Here is a 22,993-nt window from a genome sequence, read left to right on the forward strand (position 1 = left end):
AAGACTGAAAAACCGGGAGGCGGCGCGCGGGCGCTGCTGGAAAAAAGCAAACGGGCCGCAAACGCGGCCCGTGAGTCAAACGCGATCAGGCGCTGGTGGTGGCGCCATAGGCGGCAGCGTCGAGCAAGCCGTCCAGGGCCGACACGTCGGCTGGCTTGATCTTGAACAGCCAGTTGGCGTAGGCGTCGGCGTTGATCGACTCTGGCGAGTTGACCACGTCGTCGTTGACGGCCACGACTTCGCCGGCGATCGGCGCGTAGATGTCGCTCGCTGCCTTGACCGATTCCACCACGGCGGCGTCGTCGCCGGCGCCGTAGGTGTTGCCCACGGTTGGCAGTTCGACGAAGACGATGTCGCCCAGGGCGTCCTGCGCGTACTCGGTGATGCCAACGGTGATCGTGCCGTCGCCTTCAAGGCGTACCCATTCGTGGGAAGCGGTGTACTTCAGGTCTGCAGGAATGTTCATGTGTGGCTCCAGATGGTAAGTGTTCGTTATTGATTATGGTTGTACGGTCTTGCGGGCGGCTCTAATACGCTTACGCAGCCAGGATTTTACCGTTACGCACGAAAGGCAGCTTGACGACGGATGCGGCCAGCTGCTTGCCGCGGATTTCCACGTGCACGGTGTCGCCCACGGCGACGCCGTTCGGCACGCGCGCCAGGGCAATCGCTTCCTGCATGGTCGGGCTGAAGGTGCCGCTGGTGATTTCGCCCGTGGCGGCGCTGCCGGCGATGATGACTTTTTGATGGGCGCGCAGCACGCCGCCTTTTTCGCGCAGGATCAGGCCGACGAATTGCGCGTTCTGGCCCTTCGCCAGCAGGGCGGCCTTGCCGATGAAATCGCGTTCGCTGACCAGGTCGATGGTCCACGCCAGGCCCGCGTCGAGCGGATTGACGCTTTCATCCATGTCCTGGCCGTACAGATTCATGCCCGCTTCCAGGCGCAGGGTGTCGCGCGCGCCCAGGCCGGCCGGCTTGACGCCGGCTACTGCCAGCGCATTCCACAGCGCTTCCACCAGGGTGGCGGCCACGCCGATCTCAAAGCCGTCTTCGCCCGTGTAACCGGTGCGTGCCAGCATGACTTCGCCGAAGGGCGTGTCCTTGACGATGACGACGTTGAACGGCTTGATGGCTTCGGACGCCGCTTGCGTCTGCGGCAGCACCTGCCACACCTTGGCGCGCGCGTTCGGGCCTTGCACGGCTACCAGGGCCATCGGATTGTTGGCATTGCGGCGTTCGGTGATCGTCAGGCCGCTGTTGGTGTTGGTGTTTTGCTGCTGCATCCAGGCCACGTCTTTTTCCGCCGTGCCCGCGTTGACGACGAGGCGGAACCAGTTTTCATTGAAGAAGTAGACGATCAGGTCATCGATGACGGTGCCTTCGGCGTTGAGCATGCACGAATACAGTGCCTTGCCCGACACTTGCAGCTTGTCGACGTTATTGGCCAGCAAGCCGCGCAGGAAGGCGCGCACGTTGGGGCCTTCGATATCGACCACGCACATATGGGACACGTCGAACATGCCGGCATCGCGGCGCACGGCATGGTGTTCTTCGATTTGCGAGCCGTAGTTGACGGGCATGTCCCAGCCGCCGAAATCGACCATGCGGGCGCCAAGGGCACGGTGGGCGTTGTTGAGTGGGGTCGCTTTGAGCGTCATGGATTCCTCGGGACGAAGGTAAAGGGGAAGTTAACAGAACACACAATAGCCAAACACGGCTTTCCGGCGTGATCACTGACCCCCCTGTCCTTTGTACCTGAGAGATTACGGGGGCTTGCCCCGTGCGCCCCTTCGGTGGGCCGCCGGCATATGCCGCAGCCGCTCTCCAGAGTTGAGCTGAAACGTGTCGCCAAAGCAACAGCTTCAGTCCGCCTAATCGGTCCTTTTGCCTGAGAGTTTTTGGGTAGTGCCCCTTCGGCGGCAACGCTGGTTTGCCCTCTCCCGATCAAGTGGGAGGAATATATGCCAGCAGGGTGTTTCTGTCAATCTGAAAAGACATTGCCAAATTGCAGTAAAAGCCCCGGTTTACGGGGCTGGGAGGGGCGCTGGCCCGCTGCAAAAGGGCGCCTGGCCGTGCGGGAATGCGCTATGATGAAATCCTGGCTTTCTTGCGGGTGCCTGCCATGAACACTACACAAAGCGAGACGCAAAACAACACCGAGCAGCACGGCTACTTTACCCTCTCGGGCGACGTCAACAGCGATATGGTGCGGCGCGTCTTCAACGCCGTGGCCGACATCACGGACGACAAGCTCACCACCGCGCACATCCTGATCCAGTCCAACGGCGGCTACGTCAGCGACGGCATCTGCCTGTACAACTTCCTCAGTAAGTTGCCGCTCGACATCATTACCTATAACGCAGGCGCCGTCGCGTCCATCGCCGTCACGCTGTTCCTCGCGGGGCGCCACCGCCACGCCAGCGACACGGCCCGCTTCATGGTGCACAAGTCGCATGCGACGGCGTCGCCCGGATCGCGTCCCGACGCTCTCAGCATCATCGTCGAGGGCTTGCGCGCCGACGACATGCGTACCGAGCGCATCCTGCGCGGCCACGTCAGCCTGACGGAAGAGCAGTGGCAGGTGCACGCGTATTCGGACCTGCACCTGACGGCCGACCAGGCGCTGGAGGTGGGCCTGATCGAATCGATCAGCGACTTTGCGCCGCCCAAGGGCAAGCGCCTGACGAATATCTGACCTGTGGCGCGGGCCTGGCGGCGGCCGGGCCGGTGGGTTGGGGCTGGAAAATTTGTAATGGAATGTAATTCTTCGCTGCAGCACAGCAAAAGCCGCGCGGAACAGGGCCGAGTCGTGGCATAGTGCAAGCTGATCATGAAATAAGTACAGGCGCAATGACTTGGTGGAATGGGATTTCTTTTGCGGCCGATATGTCCGTGATGGGGCCGGCTGGCGTGGCGATTGCCCTGTGGCTGCTCGTCTCGCGCCAGTGGCGCCTGGTGCTCAGCTGGAGCCTGTGGTACGGCGGCGGCCTGGCCCTCGTGGTGCTGTCGAAGCTGGCCTTCATGAGCTGGGGCGTGGGCAGCAGCGCGCTCGATTTTACGGGCTTCAGCGGCCACGCCATGCGGGCCGGCGCCGTGTTTCCCGTGCTGATGTACGTGTTGCTGCAGCGGGCCCCGCCGCGCTGGCACCATGCCGGCGTGCTCGTGGGCGTGGCGTTTGCCGTGCTGGTGGCCATTTCGCGCGTGGTCGTGCATGCGCACAGCGTGTCGGAAGCCGTCAGCGGCTGCGTGCTGGGCCTGGCGCTGGCGCTGGGCTTCATGTGGAACGCCCGTGGCGCCGTGAATTTTGCCGTCAGCCATGCGCTGGCCCTGGCCAGCCTGGTGCTGATGGTGGCGCTGAGCTTCAAGGCCGAGCCCATGCCGACCGAGCAGTGGCTGCAAAAACTGGCCATGGTGCTGTCCGGCCATGAACGGGTTTTTTCCCGTGACGACTGGAAACTGGCGCAGGATGGCCGCCCAGCCCGTTAAGATGCTGCTGTCCGGCACTCGATGCTGCTGTTTTTTGGCCAGAAAAGCATCAGGAAATGGTATGATGAACCACTCTCTGCGGTGAGTGGCCAGGCCGCCGCCGCAATGGTGATCATGGCGCCCCTGGCGGCCATGAACTGAATATGAACCGGGTTCACCCATAAAACAACCGCCAGCATAGGCCAGGAACTCTAAAACACGTGCGTCTCTCTTCCATCAAGTTGTCGGGATTTAAGTCTTTCGTCGATCCCACCAATTTCCAGGTGCCAGGCCAGCTCGTGGGCGTGGTCGGGCCGAATGGCTGCGGCAAGTCGAACATCATCGACGCCGTGCGCTGGGTGCTGGGCGAATCGAAAGCGTCGGAATTGCGCGGCGAGTCCATGCAGGACGTCATTTTCAACGGCTCCACGCACCGCAAGCCTGCCGGCCGCGCTTCCGTGGAACTGGTGTTCGACAATAACGATGGCAAGGCGTCCGGCCAGTGGGGCCAGTATGCCGAGATCGCCGTCAAGCGCACGCTGACGCGCGACGGCACCTCCACCTACTACATCAACGGCCAGCCCGTGCGCCGGCGCGACATCCAGGACATCTTCCTCGGCACGGGCCTGGGCCCGCGCGCCTACGCCATCATCGGACAGGGCATGATTTCGCGCATCATCGAATCGCGCCCCGAGGAATTGCGCGTCTTCCTGGAAGAGGCGGCGGGCGTGTCGAAGTACAAGGAACGCCGCCGCGAGACGGAAAACCGCTTGCAGGACACGCGCGAAAACCTGCTGCGCGTGGAAGATATCCTGCGCGAACTCAATGCCAACCTGGAAAAGCTGGAAGCGCAGGCGGCCGTCGCCACCCGTTTCCACGCCTTGCAGGCGGACCAGGAAGAAAAACAGAAACTGTTGTGGCTGCTGCGCAAGAACGAGGCGCAAAACGAGCAGACGCGCTATTTCCGCGAAGTGGAACAGGCGCAGACGGACCTGGAAGAACAGACGGCCAAGCTGCGCAACGTGGAACTGACTCTGGAACAGATGCGCCAGGCGCACTTTGCCGTGGGCGACCGCCTGCATACGGCGCAAGGCCATCTGTACCAGACGAATGCGGAAATCGGCAGCCTGGAAGCGCAGATCAAGTTCGTCATCGAATCGCGCGCGCGCCTGCAGGCGCAGCTGGCCACCCTGACGGCCCAGCGCGACCAGTGGAGCAGCCAGGGCGTCGAGTACCAGGAACAGATCGAAGAGGCGGAATTCCACCTCGAAGAGCTGGCCGCCAAGGTGGAACAGTCGCAAATGATGGCCGAGCAGAAGGGCGAGCAATTGCCCGAGCTGGACGCCGCCTGGCGCGCCGCGCAAAACAAGAGCACGGAATCGCGCGCGCGGATTATGCAGGCCCAGCAGCAGCTGGAACTGGAATCGGCGCACCAGCGCAACGCTTCGAACATCCTGGCCAGCCTGTTGACGCGCCGCGAGCGCCTGCAGCAGGAAAAGAACAGCCTGAGCCTGCCCGACAGCAGCCACCTGGAAAACCTGAAGCTCCAATTGGAAGAAAAGCAGCAAACCCTGGAAGAGCAGGGTTTCTACCTGGAAGAAGCGCTGGAACAGCAGCCCAAGCTGGAGCAGGAGCGGGCCGAGGCGCAGGCGCAAGTCAATGCCGAAACGGCCGTCAATGCCCAGCTGGAAGCACGTCTTTCCGCTTTGAAACAATTGCAGGAACGGGTGCAGACCCAGGGCAAGGTTCAGCCGTGGCTGAAAAAGCACGAGCTCGACACCTTGCCGCGCCTGTGGCAAAAACTGCAGATCGAAGCGGGCTGGGAAGCGGCCATGGAATCGATCCTGCGCGAGCGCACGTCGGCCCTGCAACTGTCGAACATCGACTGGGCCAAGGCTTTCTTTGCCGATGCGCCGCCCGCCAAGCTGGCCCTGTACGCGCCATCGACCGTGGCGCCGCTGCCCCTGCCGGAAGTGGCGGGCCTGAAACCGTTCTTGAACTTGCTGAAACTCAACGATCCGGGCTTGCGCGGCTTGCTGCAGGATTGGCTGTACAACGCCTACGCCGTGGAAGACGCGGCCGAAGCGCTGGCCGAGCGGACGAAATTGCCGCCGGGCGGCTATTTCGTTACGCGGGCCGGTCACGTGGTCACGGCCACCAGCGTGCGCTTCTATGCGGCCGACTCGGAGCAGGAAGGCATGCTGGGCCGCCAGCAGGAAATCGACAACATCGGCAAGCAGTTGCGCGCCCAGCAATTGCTGGCCGAAGAGGCGCGCGCCCGTTCCGTGCGGGCCGACGCGGCCGTGGGTACCTTGACGCGCAACTTGTCCGACTTGCGCCTGCGCATACAGCAGCTGACGTCGTCCGTGCATACCTTGCAGCTGGACGTGGTGAAACTGTCGGAAGTGGAAGCGCGCTTCAACCAGCGCAGCACGCAGATCGGCGCCGACCTGGCGGAAATTGCCGCGCAGGAAGCGGAGCAGATGCAGACCAAGCTGGAATCGGAAGAAAAATTCGAACAGCTGGACATGGAGCTGGGCAACTTGCAGGAAGCGCACGAAGACGGCCATACGGACTTCCTGCAGAAGGAACAGCGCCTGGCCGAAGCGCGCGAAGCCTTGCGCGACCTGGAGCGGGCTGCCAAGGATACGGAATACGCGGAAAAAGCCCACAGGGCGAAGATCGAGGAATTGCGCCGCAACATCGCCACGGCCAGTACGCAGGCCCAGCAGGTGACGGCCAGCCTGCAGGCGGGCGAGCTGGAACTGGCGAACCTGGAAAGCGGCGCGGCCGCCGACGGCTTGCAGGACTTGCTCGAGCGCCGCACCACGCAGGAGCGGGCGCTGGCGGACGCGCGCCATGAACTGGACCAGATCACGCAGCAGCTGCGCCTGTCCGAAGATGCGCGCACGCAGTCGGAACGCAGCCTGCAGCCGCAGCGCGACAAGATCATGGAAATGCAGCTCAAGGAACAGGCCGCGCGCCTGAACCAGGAGCAATTCGCCCAGCAACTGCTGGAATCGGGCGCCGATGAAGCGGCCCTGACGGAAAAGCTGCATCCGGACATGCGTCCATCGTATCTGCAGGGCGAAGTGACGCGGCTGACGAACGCCATCACGTCGCTGGGCGCCGTCAACCTGGCCGCGCTGGACGAACTGGCGCAGGCTTCCGAGCGCAAGAATTTCCTCGACGCGCAGAATGCCGACCTGACGGAAGCGATCAACACCCTGGAAGACGCGATCCACAAGATCGACAAGGAAACGCGCGACTTGCTGCAAGACACGTTCGACAAGGTCAACCACCACTTTTCCGAGCTGTTCCCGATTTTGTTCGGCGGCGGCCAGGCCAGGCTGACCATGACGGGCGACGAGATTCTCGATTCCGGTGTACAAGTCATGGCGCAGCCTCCCGGCAAGAAAAATGCCACCATCCACCTGTTATCGGGTGGAGAGAAGGCGCTGACCGCGACCGCATTGGTGTTTTCCATGTTCCGCCTGAATCCGGCGCCGTTCTGCCTGCTCGACGAAGTCGATGCACCGCTGGACGATTCGAACACGGAACGCTTCTGCCGCATGGTCAAGCGCATGTCCGACCAGACCCAATTCCTTTTCATTTCGCATAACAAGATTGCGATGGAAATGGCCCATCAATTGATCGGTGTGACGATGCAGGAGCAGGGCGTATCGCGCATCGTGGCGGTGGACATGGAGTCCGCCGCAAATTTTGCTACCGAGGCACAAGCAGCATGACAGACTTACAAATTACCTTGTTCGGCGCCGGCGGCGTCTTTATCGTCGGTGTTTTCTCGTACAACAAATGGCAGGAATACAAGGCCAAGAAAAGCGTGGAACGGGCCTTTTCCACGGACCACGACGATGTGCTGATGCGCGAGGGCGACGCCCCCGTGGCCGACATCCAGGAACCCGTCGTGCGCCAGGAACCGCGCTTCGACGCCGCGCCTGCCGTCAAGGCCGAACCGTCGTTCGGCGCGCCGCCAGCGGCGCCCGTGCCCGACGCTCCCGTGCATGCGGAGCCGTCCTTGGATGATGCGGTGGCGCAAGCCGTTCCCGCCGCCGCCCCTGCCGCGCCCGTGCAGGAAGAAGTCAGCGCGGCCAGCGAGCAGGCGACCAGCCTGGTCGACCCGCTGATCGATTGCCTGCTGCCCCTGTCGCTGGAAGCGCCCGTGCGCGGCGACAAGATCCTGCCCGTGCTGCAAACCCTGCGCCTGGTGGGCAACAAGCCCGTGCATTTCATCGGCTTGCATGTGAATGGCGACTGGGAACCGATTACGCATGGCGGTGTCTATACCAAGATGCAGGGCGGCGTGCAGCTGGCCAGCCGCAGCACGGCCTTGAATGAACTGGAATACTCTGAACTGGTCACGCGTTTGCGCGGCGTGGCCGACGAGATCGGCGCCGAGCCGGAAGTGCCCGACATGATGGAAGTGATGGCCGAAGCGCGCAATCTGCACCGCTTTGTGGCCGGCCACGATGCCCAACTGGGCGTCAACCTGCACACGAATGGCGCGCCGTGGGCCATTTCCACCTTGCTGTTCGCGTTGGAGAAACAGGGCTTCGACGTGCGTCCGGATGGCCGTTTCGTCATGCCGGACGGCGACGGCAGCTATCTGTTCTCGCTGTCGACGAATGTCACCCTGGCCGAGGAAACGACGCCCCGCCTGACCTTGCTGCTGGACGTGCCTTGCGTGGCGCCTGCGCGCGACGGCTTCGGCGCCATGGTCGCCTGCGCCAAGGCGCTGGTGGGCCGCCTCGACGCCACCATCGTCGACGATTACAACCAGGCCCTGTCGGACGCGGCGCTGGCCGAGATCGCCGGCCAGGTACAAGAGTTTTACCAGGAAATGGACGCGGCTGACATTCCTGCCGGTTCCACCCGCGCCCTGCGTTTATTTAGCTGAAGAATCCCGCAACAATGACTGATCCGATCAACCAGGACGCCGCCCAGCGCGTCCTGGCACTTACTGCCGAACTCAATCGGCATCTGCACGCCTACCACGTGCTCGACAATCCCACCATTCCCGACGCCGAGTACGACAAGCTGTTCGTCGAACTGCAGGCGCTGGAAGCGGCCCATCCGGACTTGCGTACGCCCGATTCGCCCACCTTGCGCGTGGGCGCGGCGCCCTTGCCGCAATTCGAGCAAGTCGTGCACACGGTGCCGATGTTGTCCCTGAATAATGGTTTCACCGATGACGATATCGTCAATTTCGACCGCCGCGTGCGCGAAGGCCTGGAACTCGATGGGCACGACGTCGCGTATGCGGCCGAAGTGAAATTCGACGGCCTGGCCATCAACCTGCGCTATGAGCACGGCCTGTTCGTGCAGGCCGCCACGCGGGGCGACGGCGCCACGGGCGAAGACGTGACGGCGAATATCCGCACCATCGCCGGCATCCCGCTGCGCCTGCAGGGCGACAGAATTCCGGCCTTGCTCGACGTGCGCGGCGAAGTGATGATGTTCAAGGCGGACTTTGCCCGCCTGAACGAACGCCAGCGCGAAGCGGGGCACAAGGAATTCGCCAACCCCCGCAATGCGGCGGCGGGCAGCCTGCGCCAGCTCGATTCGCGCATCACGGCGCAGCGCAAGCTGCGCTTCTACGCGTATGGCATCGGCGCCCTCGATGGCGCCGCCATGCCCGTGTCCCATTCGGCCTTGCTGGACTGGTACGACACCCTGGGCATCCCCGTGTCGAAAGAGCGCAAGGTGGTGCAGGGCGCGCAGGGCTTGCTCGATTACTACGCGGACATCGGTGCGCGCCGTCCCGCCTTGCCGTATGAAATCGATGGCGTCGTCTACAAGGTGAACGCGACGGAAGACCAGCAGGAGCTGGGCTTTGTCTCGCGCGCGCCCCGCTTTGCGCTGGCGCACAAGTTCCCCGCCGAAGAAGCGCTGACGGTGGTGCTGGGCATCGACATCCAGGTGGGCCGCACGGGCGCCATGACGCCCGTGGCACGCCTGGCGCCCGTGTCCGTGGGCGGCGTGACGGTGACCAACGCCACCTTGCACAATGAAGACGAGGTGCTGCGCAAGGACGTGCGCGTGGGCGATACCGTCGTCGTGCGGCGCGCCGGCGACGTGATCCCCGAGGTGCTGTCCGTGGTGCTGGAAAAGCGCCCGGAACCGGCGCCGCCGCCGTTCAAGATGCTGGAAAGCTGCCCCGTGTGCGGCTCGCACGTGGTGCGCGAAGAGGGCGAGGCGATTGCCCGCTGCTCGGGCGGCCTGTTCTGCTCGGCGCAGCGCAAGGAAGCGTTCCGCCATTTCGCGGGCCGGCGCATGATGGATATCGAAGGCCTGGGCGAACGGTATATCGACACCCTGGTCGAACTGGAATACGTGCATGGCCTGGCGGACCTGTACAGCCTGACCCTGGAAAAATTGCTGGAAATGAAGCTGCGCGCCGACGAGCGCGATGGTTCGACACCTGAGACAGTGCAACAAGGCAAGATTCCCACCAAATGGGCGGAAAACTTGCTGGCCGGCATAGAAGCAAGCAAGCGCCCGCCGCTGGAGCGTTTCCTGTTTGCGCTGGGCATCCGCCACGTGGGCGAATCGACGGCCAAGACCCTGGCCGAATGGCTGGGCAGTTTGGACCATGTGCGCCGGGCACCGGCAGCCTTGCTGCGCGTGCTGCCCGATATCGGCGGCACGGTGGCCGTATCGATCGCCGATTTCTTTGCCGAGGAAAAGAATCAGCAGGCGCTGCAGGCCTTGCTTGACGCGGGTGTCACGCCGCAGGGCGAACACGCGCCCAGCGCCAAGTTGCGCGCGCAGCTGGAACAGACCAAGCTGCTGGCGGCCATCGGCATTCCCAAGCTGACGGAGCCGCGCAGCAAGCAGCTGGTGGAGCGGGGCGTCACCCTGGCCAGCCTGGCCGCGCAGGGCGCCAGCTTCCATGCGGGCTTGCCCGCTGCCGTGGCCGAGTCGCTGGCGCAATGGCTGGCCGATGAGAGCAATGTCAGGCTGCTTGTCCAACTGGACGCCCTGCGCGATGAATTGCTGTCACAATTGCCTGAAATGCCAGCCGCCGGCGGCAAGCTGGACGGCAAAACCTTTGTCCTGACGGGCACCTTGCCCAATATGAGCCGCGACGAGGCGGCAGAGCTGATCGAAGCGGCCGGCGGCAAGGTCAGCGGGTCGGTGTCGAAGAAAACCGGTTACGTCGTGGCCGGCTCGGACGCTGGAAGCAAACTGGCCAAGGCCCAGGAACTGGGCGTGGCCATACTCGACGAGGCTGGTTTGCTGGCCTTGCTCGCGCAGGATTAATCATTCGAAATATTACAGAAGACCCATGAAAAAAATCAGAAAAGCAGTCTTTCCCGTCGCCGGCCTGGGCAGCCGTTTCTTGCCTGCGACCAAGGCGCAACCGAAGGAAATGTTGCCCATCGTCGATAAGCCGCTGATCCAGTATGCCGTGGAAGAAGCGGTGGCAGCCGGTATCACGGAAATGATCTTCATCACGGGGCGCAACAAGCGCGCCATCGAAGACCATTTCGATACGGCGTATGAGCTGGAGTCGGAACTGGAAGCGGCCGGCAAGCGCCAGTTGCTCGACATGGTGCAAAACGTCATTCCCAAGCATATCAATTGCATATACATCCGCCAGTCGGCACCGCTGGGCCTGGGACATGCCGTGCTGTGCGCCCGTCCCGTGATCGGCGACGAGCCGTTTGCCGTCTTGCTGGCCGACGATTTCATGGATGTGGAAGAGGGCGTGCGCCCTGTGCTGGCGCAGATGACCGATGTCTTCCAGTATGAAAATTGCTCGCTGCTGGCCGTGCAGGACGTGCCGCGCGCGGAAACCAAACAGTACGGTATTGTGTCGGCAAAGAATTATCAACCGGACCTGGAACTGGTCTCGGCCATCGTGGAAAAACCGGCACCCGAAGAGGCGCCATCGACCCTGGCCGTGGTGGGACGCTATGTGCTGACCAGCCGCATCTTCGGCCACCTGGAAAACCTGGGCACGGGCGCGGGTGGCGAAATCCAGTTGACGGACGGCATTGCCGCCCTGATGCGCGAAGAGCGCGTGCTGGCCTACCGCTACCAGGGGCAGCGTTATGATTGCGGCTCCAAGCTGGGTTATCTGAAGGCAACCACGGCGATGGGCATGAAGCATGCGGAAACGGGCGCTGCCTTCCGTACTTATCTGCAAGAACTGCAATCGACACTGGACGCAAAATGACGGTACGCGAGATTCTGAAGATGGGCGATCCGCGCCTGCTGCGCATGGCCGAGCCCGTGCGTGACTTCGATACGCCCGAATTGCACGCCTTGATCGCCGACATGTTCGACACCATGCATGCGGCCAATGGCGCGGGCCTGGCGGCGCCGCAGATCGGCGTCAACCTGCAGCTGGTGATCTACGGCTTCAAGCAGAATCTGCGCTACCCCGATGCGCCGCAAGTGCCGGAAACCGTGCTGATCAACCCTGTGCTGACGCCTTTGTCGGAGCGCAAGGAAGAGGGTTTCGAAGGTTGCCTGTCCGTGCCTGGCCTGCGCGGCAGCGTACCGCGCTGGAGCGAGCTGCACTATGAAGGCGTGGACCAGTTCGGCCAGCCCATCAGCCGCGACTGCGACGGCTTCCATGCCCGCGTGGTGCAGCATGAAGTGGACCACCTGCACGGCATTTTGTATCCGATGCGTATCGTTGATTTTACGCAATTCGGTTACACGGAAGTGATGTTCCCTGATTTGGATCCCAACGACGACGATTGATTGCTGCGTCACCTGGGGTCTGACCCGGCGGGTCAGGCCCCAAATGTTGCTGGCGATAGCAGTGAACGAGTACAAAAAAATGGCCGCGCAGCATCAGCTGGGCGGCCATTTTTCATGCGTGAAGGGGCGCTAGCGCACCTTGCGGCTGCTGCCCAGGTTATCGAGCAACATCTTCAACTCGTCCTGCATGGCATCCGTCAGGTTCAGGAAGCGGCAGCCGATCTGCACCTGCTCGCCCAGCAGGAAGGAGCGGAAGGTGCGCGACAGGCGGATTTCCAGGTCGGCGATCATGACCTTGTCCGGGCCCAGCTCCAGGCGCACGCGCGACAGCTTGCGCCCCACGTACAGGCCCACCGTGTCGCGCGGGTGGGCGCGCATGCCGATGCCGCCGGCCGAGAAATCGTACAGCTGCAATTCATACGGCCGGCCCTCGAGCACGAAGGCGGCCAGGTAGTACACGCCCAGCGGTGTTTCCAGGCGCGCCGATTCGCGCCGCTCCAGCACCAGGCAATGACTGGGGAAGTTGGTCAGGTAGACGTTGGGCCGCTCGGGATACGCTTCCCATTCGCCATTGATCGTAAATTGCAACTTGGCGTTTTGCACCCACGACACAAACGTGGCGCCCCCTTCGGGCAGGGTGGCGCCTTCATTGAGTTCCAGCACGAATTGCGGCAAGTCGTCATCGACGGACAGGATGCGCGCCATGATGACGTCTTCGCCGCCCGTGGGGTAGATGGAAATGGCGTCGCCGTTATCAGCCAGGCTGCACAGGGTTTCGCCGATATCCCACGGGTCGCTCATATGGTGCGGCTTGGTGCCGGGTGCCATCGGCTCGGCCACGTCGGCCAGGCTGGGCGCGCCCTTGCGCAGGGGATTGGGGATGGGATCGTTCACGACAGCGTATCTCTTTTGTTCTAATGGGGAATAGTGTATAGGTTTAAGGCAATATTTACTAAGTAAATCACAAGAATTGATTTTATATCACTATATTCCTGTTGCTTATATAGCCTGGCATGCCACGCGGCATGCCACCTTGATGCCGTCGCTTAAAACTGTTCGTCCGCGCTCAGGTAGCGCCACTGGCCCGTCGGCAAGTCGCCCAGCTTGACCTTGCCGATGCGCACGCGTTTGAGCCCCAGCACTTTCAGGCCTACGGCTTCGCACATGCGGCGGATCTGGCGTTTCTTGCCTTCGCGCAGGGTAAAGCTCAGCTGGTCCTCATTTTGCCAGCGCACCTTGGCCGGCAGCAGCGGCTTGCCGTCGAGCCACAGGCCATGGTTGAGCTTTTTCAGCTCGCTGTCGGGCAGGGTGCCGCCCTTGGTGTAGCTGACGCGCACCAGGTATTCCTTGTCGATATCGGTATCGTGGCCGATCAGCTGCTTGGCCACGCGCCCATCCTGCGTCAGGACCAGCAAGCCCACGGAATCGATGTCCAGGCGGCCGGCGGCCACCAGGCTGCGCAGCTGCGTGGGGTGGAACTGTTCCGGGCTGCGGTCTTCCGCCCAGCGGTTTTCCGCCTTGATCAGGGCCACGGCAGGCGTGTAGCCGTCTTCGGCCTGGCCGCTGACGTAGCCGACGGGTTTGTTGATCAGCACGGTGACGCGCTTCGATTGTTCGGCCGCCGCCTGGCGTTCCACGGTGACGCGCTGGCTCGGGTAGACTTTGCTGCCCAGCTCGGACACCACCTTGCCATCTACGCGGACCCAGCCGCGCGCGATCCATTCGTCGGCTTCGCGGCGCGAGCACAGGCCCAGTTCGGACATGCGTTTGGACAAGCGTAATAATTCTTCGGTCATGTTGTTTCAGTTTCAGTAAGGGTAGGCGCTGCGCGGAAAGCTTACACTTTCAGCGCATCGAGTAAATCGGTTTCCAGCAATATCTGGTTGCGGGCATTGTTGAGCGCGGGACCGTCGACGAGGAACACGTCTTCGACCCGCTCGCCCAGGGTCATGATCTTGGCCGTGTGCAGGTTGATGCGGTATTTGGTCAGCACATTGGCGATCGCATACAGCAGGCCCGTGCGGTCGTTGGCGGCCACCGACAGCAGGTAGTACTGGCCTTTTTCGTCGGGCCGCAAGTCCACCGTCGGCTGGAAGGGGAAGGTGCGCGACAGGCGCGACAGCCGCCCCTTGCCCGGCGGCGGCAGCGGCGTTTGCGACTGCAGCAGCTCGCCCAGCTCATGCTCGATCAGGCTGATGATGTCGCGGTAGCTCTTGGCGAAGTTCTGCTCCGTGACGAGGAAGGTGTCGAGCGCATAGCCGTTCTTGGTCGTGTGGATCTTCGCGTCGAGGATGCTGAAGTTCTTGCGGTCGAAATAGCTGCAGATGCGCGCGAACAGGTCGGGCTGGTCGGGAATGTACACGGCCACCTGCAAGCCTTCGCCGATGGGCGCCAGCCGGCATTTTACCACCGGCAACTTGCTGTCGAGCTTGTCATACAGCGAGCGCGTCTGCCAGGCGATGTCGGAGGCGTCGTGGCGCAGGAAATACGCCACGTCCAGCTGCTGCCACAGCTTCAGGTGGGCGTCCGGCGGCAAGCCGTACAGGCGCAGGGTGGCCAGCGCTTCCTGCTGGCGGTTCTTCAGCTCGCGGTCGGCCGTGTGCGGCTCGCCGCCCAGCACGCGCAGGGTGATCTTGTACAGGTCTTCCAGCAGCTTGCCCTTCCAGGCATTCCACACCTTCGGGCTGGTGCCGCGGATGTCGGCCACCGTCAGCAGGTACAGGCCCGTCAGGTGGCGTTCGTCCTTGACCACTTTCGCGAACGCGGCGATGACGTCCGGATCGGACAGGTCCTGCTTTTGCGCCACTTGCGACATGGTCAGGTGATTTTCCACCAGGAAAGCCACCAGTTCCGTGTCCTCGGCAGACAAGCCGTGGTCCTGGCAGAACTGGGTGGCGTCGGCCACGCCCAGCTTGGAATGGTCGCCGCCGCGGCCCTTGGCGATGTCGTGGAACAGGGCTGCCACGTACAGCAGCCACGATTGCGAGAAATCGGCCATCAGCTGGCTGCAGAACGGGTATTCGTGCGCGTGTTCGCTCATGGTGAAGCGGCGCATATTGCGCACCACCATCAAAATATGCTGGTCGACCGTGTACACGTGGAACAGGTCGTGCTGCATCTGGCCCACGATGCGGCGGAAGTTCGGCAGGTAGCGCCCCAGGATGCTCATCTCGTTCATGCGCCGCAGCGCGTGGATGATGCCGACCGGGGCTTGCATGATGCGCAGGAAGAGGGCGCGGTTGACGGGGTCCTGGCGGAAGGCGGCGTCGATCTTGAAGCGCGCGTGCCACAGGGCACGCGTGGCGCGCGAGGTCATGCCCTTCAGGGCGGGGCGTTCCGTCATCAGCACGAAGACTTCCAGCATGGCCGATGGGTATTGCTCGAACGTATCGTCGGCGCTGATATCGATCAGGCTGTTGACTTCATTGAAGCGTGCGTTGATGGGCAGGGCCACGTCGTCCTGCGGAAACAGGCGCGCTTCGATGTTTTGCAGCAGAATGGTGTTGAGCTGGGTTACCGTCTTGGCGGCCCAGTAATAGCGCTGCATGAGGAATTCGCTGGCGCGGCGCATGTGCGGCCCGCTGCCCGTGGCCTGCAAGCCCAGCGATTCGGCGATGGCCGTCTGCACGTCGAACACGAGGCGGTCTTCGCGCCGGCCCGCATGCAGGTGCAGGCGCACGCGGATATCCTTGAAGGCGCGCTCCTTTTCCATCAGCTGGCGCGCTTCCGTCAGGGTGATCAGGCCGCCCGTGGCCAGGGTGCGCCAGGAATTGGCCAGGCCGGCCGCCTTGGCCACCCACAGGATGACCTGCAGGTCGCGCAAGCCGCCCGGGCTTTCCTTGCAATTCGGTTCCAGGCTGAAGGCCGTGTCTTCGTACTTGGCGTGGCGCTGGCGCATTTCCGCCGTTTTTGCCTGGAAGAATGCCTGCGGGTCCATGGCCGCGTCATAGCGCTGCTGCAGTTGCGCGAACAGCTCGGCATTGCCGCACACGAGGCGCGCTTCGAGCAAGCTCGTTTGCACGGTGATGTCGGCCTTCGATTCGACCAGGCACTCGTCCACCGTGCGGATGCTGTGGCCAATTTCCAGGCCCAGGTCCCACAGCAGCTGCACCAGTTCCTCGAGTTTTTCCTGCGTGGCCGCATCGGGCGCCTGCTGCAGCAGGATCAGCAGGTCGACATCGGAATAGGGAAACAGTTCGCCGCGGCCATAGCCGCCCACGCCCACGAGGGCCGTGCCGGGCGGCAAACCTGCCTCCTGCCACGCGCGCGCCAGCACGCCGTCGACGCTGTGGCGCAGGCTGCGCAACAGTTTTTCAGGCTTGCCGTCGGCCTGGAAGGCCCCGATGACGACCTGGCGGTCGGCTTTCAGTTGCTGTTTCAGCTGTTCCCGAACTTGCTTTTTCATCTGGGCCCTGGGTGGCGGTGCGTGCGGTGGAGTATCAGGCTTTGTTCAGGATCAGGGCCGGCGGTGGCGGCATGCCGGGCGAGACGGTCAGCACTTCATAGCCCGTTTCCGTCACCAGCACCGTGTGCTCCCATTGCGCCGACAGGCTGCGGTCCTTGGTTTTGATGGTCCAGCCATCGTTCATTTCGCGGATTTCGCGGCGGCCCGAGTTGATCATCGGTTCCACGGTGAAAATCATGCCCGCTTCCAGGCGTTCCAGGGTGCCAGGTTTGCCGTAATGCAACACTTGCGGTTCTTCATGGAAGACCTTGCCGATGCCGTGGCCGCAGAATTCGCGCACCACGCTGTAGCCGGCTTTTTCCGCATGCTGCTGGATGGCGTGGCCGATATCGCCCAGGTGGGCGCCGGGCTTGATCTGGTCGATGCCCAGCCACATGCATTCATAGGTGATTTCCGACAGGCGCTTGGCCAGGATGGTCGGCGTGCCGACGAGGAACATGCGGCTGTTGTCGCCGTGGTAACCATCCTTGATGACGGTGATGTCGAGGTTGACTGAGTCGCCGCTTTTCAAGACCTTGTCGCCGGGAATGCCGTGGCAGATGACGTCGTTGACGGACGTGCAGATGGCCTTCGGGTACGGTGTGTAGCCGGGCGGGCAATAGTTCAGCGGGGCAGGGATGGTGCCTTGCACGTTGATCATGTATTCATGGCACAGGCGGTCCAGTTCGCCCGTCGTGACACCCACCTTGACGAAGGGGGTGATGTAGTCGAGTACTTCGGCGCCGAGCTTGCCGGCAACGCGCATGCCTTCGATGTCGGCGGCGGTATTGATACGGATGGTGGACATGGTGTAATTCGCAATCTGCAAGAATTCGGGTGAAAAGCACAGACGATTCCCGCGCGAGGGAGGAAAAGTCTGCAAATATGTCGAAATTATAAACGAGGCGCCCTGAATCCGCCGCCTCCTTCCTATGGGCGGGCCGGGTTTTGTGGGGGAAATAGCGATCGGCAAGCCGCGCCGCCGCGCCTTGCACCACGCTGGTGCAAGAGCTGTTTCTGCAGGGCAGGCGATTTGTCGCGCGCACTTGATGCGGCGGGCATTTCGGTGTAGAATCCCGGGTTGCTTGAATTCTCTTTTGAGCAATGCAGTAAAACAGTGTCTTTAATTTTATATAAACACGCGAATCCGGTCGACAAGGGTGCCTGTATGGTGACTGATCGGATTCCAGACCCAACCCTGGAGTTAATAATGTCCGTAACAATGCGCGAAATGCTGGAAGCCGGTGTCCACTTTGGTCACCAAACCCGTTTTTGGAATCCAAAAATGGCACCGTTCATCTTCGGCCATCGCAACAAGATCCACATCATCAACCTGGAAAAAACCATGGCGATGTACCAGGACGCAATGAAGCACGTGCGTCAACTGGCTGCAAACCGTGGCACCATCCTGATGGTTGGCACCAAGCGTCAAGCTCGCGAAATCATCGCTGCTGAAGCACAACGCGCTGGCGTGCCTTTCGTTGATCAACGTTGGTTGGGCGGTATGCTGACCAACTTCAAAACGATCAAAACCTCGATCAAGCGCCTGAAGGACATGGAAGCGATGATCGAAGACGGTTCGATCGAGAAGCTGTCGAAAAAAGAAGCGCTGATGTTCTCCCGCGAAATGATCAAGCTGCAAAAATCGATCGGCGGCATCAAGGACATGGGCGGCATTCCTGACGCAATCTTCGTTGTGGACGTCGGCTACCACAAAGGTGCGATCACCGAAGCAGCTAAACTGGGTATCCCGGTCATCGGCGTTGTCGATACCAACCACTCCCCAGAAGGCGTGAACTTCGTGATCCCAGGTAACGATGACTCCTCGAAAGCCATCATGTTGTACGCTCGCGGTGTTGCTGACGCAATCATCGAAGGCCGTGCAGCTGCCGGTAACGAAGTTGTTGAAATGGTTAAAGCAGCCGCTGGCGACGAATTCGTCGAAGTAAACGAACAGGCTTAATGGCCAGGCTATCGCAAGATAGCTGTTTGTAAGCACAGCAGTAAGGGAAAAGGGGTGGCAGCAGCTCCCCCTTTTTTTTAACAAAAAAACGATAGTGACCGCTGGCGAGGCATGCATGTCCGGCCGCGACTATCGACTCACCGAATCAGGAGAAACACATGGCAGCGATTACAGCAGCGATGGTAGGCGAATTGCGCGGCAAAACCGACGCACCAATGATGGAATGCAAAAAAGCACTGACCGAAGCCGATGGCGACATGGCTCGTGCGGAAGAGATCCTGCGCGTCAAACTGGGCGGCAAGGCATCGAAAGCATCGGCACGCATCACCGCTGAAGGCGTCGTGGCAACCTACATCGCCAATGGCGTAGGCGCCCTGGTCGAAGTGAACTCGGAAACCGACTTCGTTGCGAAAAACGACGATTTCCTGGCACTGGCCAACAACGCTGCCCGTCTGGTAGCAGAACACAACCCGGCTGACGTAGCTGCCCTGCTGGCCCTGCCACTCGATGGCAAGACCCTGGAAGACGTGCGCGCTGCCCTGATCGGCAAAATCGGCGAAAACATGACCATCCGCCGCTTCCAGCGTTTCGAAACCAGCGCCAAGCTGGCTTCGTACCTGCACGGTTCGCGCATTGGCGTGATCGTCGAATTCGACGGCGCCGATGAGCAAGTGGGCAAAGACGTGGCCATGCACATCGCTGCAATGAAGCCAGTGTCGTTGTCGTCGGAGCAAGTTCCTGCGGAACTGATCGAAAAAGAGCGTTCGGTTGCACAACTGAAAGCCGAAGAAGACGCAGCCAAAGCGGCCGCCGAAGGCAAGCCAGCGCAATCGCCGGAAATCCTGGCCAAGCGCCTGGAAGGTTCCGTACAGAAGTACCTGAAAGAAGTGTCCCTGCTGAACCAGGCTTTCGTGAAAAACGACAAGCTGTCGGTTGAGCAAATGCTGAAGGCGGCTAACACCAGCGTCAAAGGTTTCGCCATGTATGTAGTGGGCGAGGGCATCGAGAAGAAGCAAGACGACTTCGCAGCAGAAGTCGCAGCACAGATGGCTGCCTCCCAGGGAGCGTAAGTAAAGCGGGCCGAGAGGCCCGTTTTTTTGGCCCGCCCGCACCTGTCGTGCCGGGCGGCGGCATGGGCAGCCCCGCGCGCCTATCCGGCGCTGCAAGGCGCTGCGCCATGTCATACTCGAATAACCTCATTTATGGAGCCCCAGCTCATGTCAAAACCAGCCTACAAGCGCGTCCTCCTCAAGTTGTCCGGCGAAGCCCTGATGGGCGATGATCCCTACGGCATCAACCGCGCCACGATCGAGCGCATGGTGGCCGATGTGGCCGAGGTGGCGAAGTTGGGTGTGGAACTGGCAATCGTGATTGGCGGCGGCAATATCTTCCGCGGCGTCGCGCCTGGCGCGCAAGGCATGGACCGTGCCACCGCCGACTACATGGGCATGCTTGCCACCGTGATGAACGCACTGGCCCTGGCCGATGCCATGCGCCACGTGGGCATCACCGCGCGCGTCATGTCGGCCATCGGCATCGAACAAGTCGTCGAGCCGTACGTCCGTCCGAAAGCCCTGCAATACCTGGAAGAAGGTAAGGTTGTGGTCTTCGCCGCCGGCACGGGCAACCCGTTCTTCACCACCGACACGGCAGCTGCCCTGCGCGGTTCCGAGATCAGCGCCGAGATCGTCCTGAAGGCCACCAAGGTCGACGGCGTCTACACGGCCGATCCGAAGAAGGATCCGAACGCCACCCTGTTCAACACGATTACGTTCGACGACGCCATCGCCAAGCACCTGCAAGTGATGGATGCCACCGCATTCGCCCTGTGCCGCGACCAGAAACTGCCGATCAAGGTGTTTTCGATCACCAAGCCAGGCGCGCTGATGCGCGTCATCATGGGCGAGGATGAAGGCACGCTGGTCCACGTATAGAAACAAGGAGCACCGAGAACCGTCCATGGCTGCGTTGCGGCGCCTGATCCACGTTATGTGCTATTCGTAGCGTCTTCGGTTCTGCGCCTTGCCCTGAACGGTTTTCGGCACTCCCGACTGTGCGGGTTTGTTTGCTGAATCCGGCAAAGTAGAATATTCATTGTTATCAAGATTGGAGAGCAGCATGTCCTTAGCTGACGTTAAAAAGAACGCCCAGGAACGTATGACGAAATCGCTGGAAACACTGCGGGCCGACCTGGCCAAAGTGCGTACCGGCCGCGCCCATACGGGTATCCTGGACCACGTGATGGTCGACTACTACGGCTCGCCGACGGCGCTGACCCAGGTGGCCAACGTGACCCTGATCGATGCGCGCACCATCGGTGTGCAGCCATATGAAAAGAAAATGGCTTCGACCGTCGAAAAAGCCATCCGCGACGCCGACCTGGGCTTGAACCCATCGGCACAGGGCGACCTGATCCGCGTTCCGACGCCGCCGCTGACGGAAGAGCGCCGCAAGGAAATGGTCAAGCTGGTCAAGAGCGAAGCGGAAGACGCGAAGATTGCCGTGCGTAACATTCGCCGCGATGCAAACGAGTCGCTGAAGAAACTGGTCAAGGAAAAAGCCTGCTCCGAGGACGATGAGCGCCGCTCGTCGGAAGAAGTGCAGAAACTGACGGACAAGTTTATCGCCGACATCGACAAGATGGTGGTCGACAAAGAAAAAGAAGTGCTGACGGTCTAGTTTTCAGTTCTTTTGACGCTGCCCGGGAAAGCATGGCTTTTCCGGGCAGTGCTATTTGGCGCATAATAGTTATCTTTTATTTTTGGTATTCGTGTTTTCATGATCTATTCGAGTTCGACAACGGCAGTACCCGAGGTGGGCACGGTGCCGCGCCATGTGGCAATCATTATGGATGGCAATGGCCGCTGGGCAACCAAACGCTTCCTGCCCCGCGTGGCTGGCCACGTCAAGGGCGCCGACGCCGTGCGCGGCGTCGTCGAGACCTGTCTCGAACGGGGCGTCGAATACCTGACCCTGTTTGCCTTCAGCTCGGAAAACTGGCGCCGCCCGGAAGAAGAGGTGTCGATGCTGATGCGCCTGTTCGTCACCATGCTGGAACGCGAAGTTGTCAAGATGCATGCCAACGACATCCGCTTGAAAGTCGTGGGCGACCTGTCGCGCTTCAATGAGCAGCTGCAAACGCTGATCGCCAATGCGGAACGCAAGACGGCACGCAATACGCGCCTGACGGTGACCATCTGCGCCAACTATGGCGGCCGCTGGGACATCATGCAGGCAGTCAACAAAATGACGGCCGAGGCTGCCGCCAATGGCCAGCCCGCCACACACGCTTACACGGAAGAGCAATTGGCGCCGCACCTGGCCATGGCCTATGCGCCCGAGCCCGACCTGTTCATCCGCACGGGCGGCGAACAGCGCATCTCCAATTTCCTGCTGTGGCAACTGGCGTACACTGAGTTGTTTTTCACCGAAACCTTCTGGCCCGACTTCAATGACGAGTGCCTCGACGCGGCAATCGCGTCTTACCAGCAGCGCGAACGGCGCTTTGGCCGTACCAGCGCGCAACTAACTGAAAAGACAAACTGATGCTGAAAACACGGATAATCACCGCCCTGGTCTTGTTGGCGGTCTTGCTGCCGGTTCTGTATCTGAATTATTTCCCCGCCTTCGCCGTGATCGCCACGGCGTTCTTCGGCGCCGCCGTCTGGGAAAGCTTCCGCATTTTCAAAAATCGCCAGGCGCTGCTGATCGCCGCCGTCTGGACTGCCGCCTTCGCTTATACGTTTTTTGTCGGTAACGGCATGGCGCAGCTCAATTTCTGGTTCGCCCTGTGCGTGGCCATCTGGCTGATCCGCTTCGTGCCCTCACTGGCGACGGGCTTGCCGCCCACCGAAGGCCTGGGCAATACCTTGCTCAGCCTGGTCTATCCGGTCACCATCGTCGGCTGCTTCGTTGCCATCATCGCCTTGTTCCTGCATAGCCCGCTGTACCTGCTGTCCGTGATGGCGCTCGTCTGGATCGCCGATATCGGCGCGTATTTCTCGGGCAAGGCTTTCGGCAAGCGCAAGCTGGCGCCAAGTATTTCCCCAGGGAAATCCTGGGAAGGCGCCATTGGCGGCGGCATCGCCGTGCTCGTCATCGCCGCCATCACCATCGTTGCCGCGCCATCGCTGCCGGTCCTGCAAGACACCTTCGCCGTGCAGCTGCAATTGCGCCGCGGATGGCTGGTGGCCTTGCTGGTGCTGCTGCTGATCGTCGCCGCCAGCATCGTCGGCGACCTGTTCGAATCCCAATTGAAGCGCCGCGCCGGCATCAAGGACAGCAGCAACCTGCTGCCTGGCCATGGCGGCGTACTCGACCGTATCGACGCACTGATCCCGGTCTTGCCATTTGCCGCCCTCGTGGCCAGCTGGCTTTAAGGAAAC

At 61.7% G+C, this 22,993-nt stretch carries 19 protein-coding genes and 2 riboswitches; of the genes, 13 read left to right on the forward strand and 6 right to left on the reverse strand.

Annotated elements, in window-relative coordinates; genetic code table 11:
* Window positions 1-85: 85 nt before the first annotated feature.
* Window positions 86-466, reverse strand: coding sequence for a glycine cleavage system protein GcvH (gene gcvH / locus GCN75_RS15260; RefSeq protein ID WP_035818129.1), 381 nt, complete (start codon window positions 464-466; stop codon window positions 86-88).
* A 70-nt stretch (window positions 467-536) separates the two neighbouring features.
* On the reverse strand, window positions 537-1,658 hold the full coding sequence (gcvT, locus tag GCN75_RS15265) for a glycine cleavage system aminomethyltransferase GcvT (RefSeq protein ID WP_152283253.1): 1,122 nt from the start codon (window positions 1,656-1,658) through the stop codon (window positions 537-539).
* A gap of 74 nt (window positions 1,659-1,732) precedes the next feature.
* A riboswitch (glycine riboswitch) is annotated at window positions 1,733-1,838 on the reverse strand.
* A gap of 28 nt (window positions 1,839-1,866) precedes the next feature.
* Window positions 1,867-1,953: riboswitch (glycine riboswitch) on the reverse strand.
* Between the two features lie 169 nt (window positions 1,954-2,122).
* Here gcvT and GCN75_RS15270 point away from each other — a divergent pair.
* The 7 genes from GCN75_RS15270 (at window position 2,123) to def (ending at window position 12,201) form a co-directional block, all read left to right on the forward strand.
* Window positions 2,123-2,695 carry an ATP-dependent Clp protease proteolytic subunit gene (locus GCN75_RS15270; protein WP_226941412.1) on the forward strand — a complete coding sequence of 191 codons (573 nt, stop codon included), beginning with the start codon at window positions 2,123-2,125 and terminating at the stop codon, window positions 2,693-2,695.
* 155 nt (window positions 2,696-2,850) lie between these two features.
* The gene (locus tag GCN75_RS15275; protein ID WP_226941413.1) at window positions 2,851-3,486 is read left to right on the forward strand and encodes a phosphatase PAP2 family protein; all 636 of its coding nucleotides are present in this window, start codon (window positions 2,851-2,853) and stop codon (window positions 3,484-3,486) included.
* A gap of 200 nt (window positions 3,487-3,686) precedes the next feature.
* Window positions 3,687-7,214, forward strand: coding sequence for a chromosome segregation protein SMC (smc, locus tag GCN75_RS15280; protein WP_152283255.1), 3,528 nt, complete (start codon window positions 3,687-3,689; stop codon window positions 7,212-7,214).
* Window positions 7,211-8,383, forward strand: a complete 1,173-nt coding sequence (locus GCN75_RS15285; RefSeq protein ID WP_152283256.1) for a cell division protein ZipA C-terminal FtsZ-binding domain-containing protein — start codon at window positions 7,211-7,213, stop codon at window positions 8,381-8,383. The genes smc and GCN75_RS15285 overlap by 4 nt, the downstream gene beginning before the upstream one ends.
* Before the next feature lie 14 nt (window positions 8,384-8,397).
* On the forward strand, window positions 8,398-10,749 hold the full coding sequence (ligA, locus tag GCN75_RS15290; protein WP_152283257.1) for an NAD-dependent DNA ligase LigA: 2,352 nt from the start codon (window positions 8,398-8,400) through the stop codon (window positions 10,747-10,749).
* Between the two features lie 25 nt (window positions 10,750-10,774).
* Complete coding sequence (galU, locus tag GCN75_RS15295) at window positions 10,775-11,668, forward strand: UTP--glucose-1-phosphate uridylyltransferase GalU (RefSeq protein ID WP_152283258.1); 894 nt, start codon at window positions 10,775-10,777, stop codon at window positions 11,666-11,668.
* Window positions 11,665-12,201: a peptide deformylase gene (gene def, locus GCN75_RS15300; RefSeq protein ID WP_152255325.1), complete on the forward strand. Its 537-nt coding sequence runs from the start codon at window positions 11,665-11,667 to the stop codon at window positions 12,199-12,201. The genes galU and def overlap by 4 nt, the downstream gene beginning before the upstream one ends.
* A 129-nt stretch (window positions 12,202-12,330) precedes the next feature.
* On the opposite strand, the gene GCN75_RS15305 is transcribed toward def, so the two are convergent.
* From GCN75_RS15305 to map, 4 genes are all read right to left on the reverse strand, one after another.
* Entirely contained in the window at window positions 12,331-13,095 is a 765-nt protein-coding gene (locus tag GCN75_RS15305) for a flagellar brake protein (RefSeq protein ID WP_152283259.1), read from the reverse strand.
* A gap of 152 nt (window positions 13,096-13,247) precedes the next feature.
* On the reverse strand, window positions 13,248-13,997 hold the full coding sequence (locus GCN75_RS15310; RefSeq protein WP_034752263.1) for a pseudouridine synthase: 750 nt from the start codon (window positions 13,995-13,997) through the stop codon (window positions 13,248-13,250).
* A gap of 41 nt (window positions 13,998-14,038) precedes the next feature.
* Complete coding sequence (locus tag GCN75_RS15315; protein WP_152283260.1) at window positions 14,039-16,606, reverse strand: [protein-PII] uridylyltransferase; 2,568 nt, start codon at window positions 16,604-16,606, stop codon at window positions 14,039-14,041.
* Window positions 16,607-16,640: 34 nt separating this feature from the next.
* Window positions 16,641-17,453: a type I methionyl aminopeptidase gene (map, locus tag GCN75_RS15320; RefSeq protein ID WP_152283261.1), complete on the reverse strand. Its 813-nt coding sequence runs from the start codon at window positions 17,451-17,453 to the stop codon at window positions 16,641-16,643.
* A 402-nt stretch (window positions 17,454-17,855) separates the two neighbouring features.
* Between map and rpsB the strand changes: the two genes are divergently transcribed.
* The 6 genes from rpsB (at window position 17,856) to GCN75_RS15350 (ending at window position 22,987) form a co-directional block, all read left to right on the forward strand.
* Entirely contained in the window at window positions 17,856-18,608 is a 753-nt protein-coding gene (gene rpsB / locus GCN75_RS15325) for a 30S ribosomal protein S2 (protein ID WP_152283262.1), read from the forward strand.
* 158 nt (window positions 18,609-18,766) lie between these two features.
* The gene (tsf, locus tag GCN75_RS15330; protein WP_086145235.1) at window positions 18,767-19,678 is read left to right on the forward strand and encodes a translation elongation factor Ts; all 912 of its coding nucleotides are present in this window, start codon (window positions 18,767-18,769) and stop codon (window positions 19,676-19,678) included.
* Window positions 19,679-19,825: 147 nt separating this feature from the next.
* Window positions 19,826-20,542 (forward strand): UMP kinase, encoded by a 717-nt coding sequence (gene pyrH / locus GCN75_RS15335; RefSeq protein WP_092715775.1) that lies wholly within the window; start codon window positions 19,826-19,828, stop codon window positions 20,540-20,542.
* Window positions 20,543-20,726: 184 nt separating this feature from the next.
* Entirely contained in the window at window positions 20,727-21,287 is a 561-nt protein-coding gene (gene frr, locus GCN75_RS15340; protein ID WP_092802600.1) for a ribosome recycling factor, read from the forward strand.
* Window positions 21,288-21,386: 99 nt separating this feature from the next.
* A complete protein-coding gene (gene uppS / locus GCN75_RS15345; protein ID WP_152255329.1) occupies window positions 21,387-22,154 on the forward strand; it encodes a polyprenyl diphosphate synthase in 768 nt (255 codons plus the stop codon).
* Window positions 22,154-22,987: a phosphatidate cytidylyltransferase gene (locus GCN75_RS15350; RefSeq protein ID WP_152252664.1), complete on the forward strand. Its 834-nt coding sequence runs from the start codon at window positions 22,154-22,156 to the stop codon at window positions 22,985-22,987. The genes uppS and GCN75_RS15350 overlap by 1 nt, the downstream gene beginning before the upstream one ends.
* Window positions 22,988-22,993: the final 6 nt, after the last annotated feature.

The sequence above is a fragment of the Janthinobacterium violaceinigrum genome (assembly GCF_009208555.1).
Classification (GTDB): Bacteria; Pseudomonadota; Gammaproteobacteria; order Burkholderiales; family Burkholderiaceae_D; genus Janthinobacterium; species Janthinobacterium violaceinigrum.

Excerpts from the sequence above, each read along its gene's own strand:
- gcvH (WP_035818129.1), bottom strand. The coding sequence starts at position 466 with ATGAACATTCCTGCAGACCTGAAGTACACCGCTTCCCACGAATGGGTA.
- gcvT (WP_152283253.1), bottom strand. The coding sequence starts at position 1,658 with ATGACGCTCAAAGCGACCCCACTCAACAACGCCCACCGTGCCCTTGGC.
- GCN75_RS15270 (WP_226941412.1), top strand. The coding sequence starts at position 2,123 with ATGAACACTACACAAAGCGAGACGCAAAACAACACCGAGCAGCACGGC.
- GCN75_RS15275 (WP_226941413.1), top strand. The coding sequence starts at position 2,851 with ATGACTTGGTGGAATGGGATTTCTTTTGCGGCCGATATGTCCGTGATG.
- GCN75_RS15285 (WP_152283256.1), top strand. The coding sequence starts at position 7,211 with ATGACAGACTTACAAATTACCTTGTTCGGCGCCGGCGGCGTCTTTATC.
- ligA (WP_152283257.1), top strand. The coding sequence starts at position 8,398 with ATGACTGATCCGATCAACCAGGACGCCGCCCAGCGCGTCCTGGCACTT.
- galU (WP_152283258.1), top strand. The coding sequence starts at position 10,775 with ATGAAAAAAATCAGAAAAGCAGTCTTTCCCGTCGCCGGCCTGGGCAGC.
- def (WP_152255325.1), top strand. The coding sequence starts at position 11,665 with ATGACGGTACGCGAGATTCTGAAGATGGGCGATCCGCGCCTGCTGCGC.
- GCN75_RS15310 (WP_034752263.1), bottom strand. The coding sequence starts at position 13,997 with ATGACCGAAGAATTATTACGCTTGTCCAAACGCATGTCCGAACTGGGC.
- GCN75_RS15315 (WP_152283260.1), bottom strand. The coding sequence starts at position 16,606 with ATGAAAAAGCAAGTTCGGGAACAGCTGAAACAGCAACTGAAAGCCGAC.
- map (WP_152283261.1), bottom strand. The coding sequence starts at position 17,453 with ATGTCCACCATCCGTATCAATACCGCCGCCGACATCGAAGGCATGCGC.
- rpsB (WP_152283262.1), top strand. The coding sequence starts at position 17,856 with ATGTCCGTAACAATGCGCGAAATGCTGGAAGCCGGTGTCCACTTTGGT.
- tsf (WP_086145235.1), top strand. The coding sequence starts at position 18,767 with ATGGCAGCGATTACAGCAGCGATGGTAGGCGAATTGCGCGGCAAAACC.
- pyrH (WP_092715775.1), top strand. The coding sequence starts at position 19,826 with ATGTCAAAACCAGCCTACAAGCGCGTCCTCCTCAAGTTGTCCGGCGAA.
- frr (WP_092802600.1), top strand. The coding sequence starts at position 20,727 with ATGTCCTTAGCTGACGTTAAAAAGAACGCCCAGGAACGTATGACGAAA.
- uppS (WP_152255329.1), top strand. The coding sequence starts at position 21,387 with ATGATCTATTCGAGTTCGACAACGGCAGTACCCGAGGTGGGCACGGTG.
- GCN75_RS15350 (WP_152252664.1), top strand. The coding sequence starts at position 22,154 with ATGCTGAAAACACGGATAATCACCGCCCTGGTCTTGTTGGCGGTCTTG.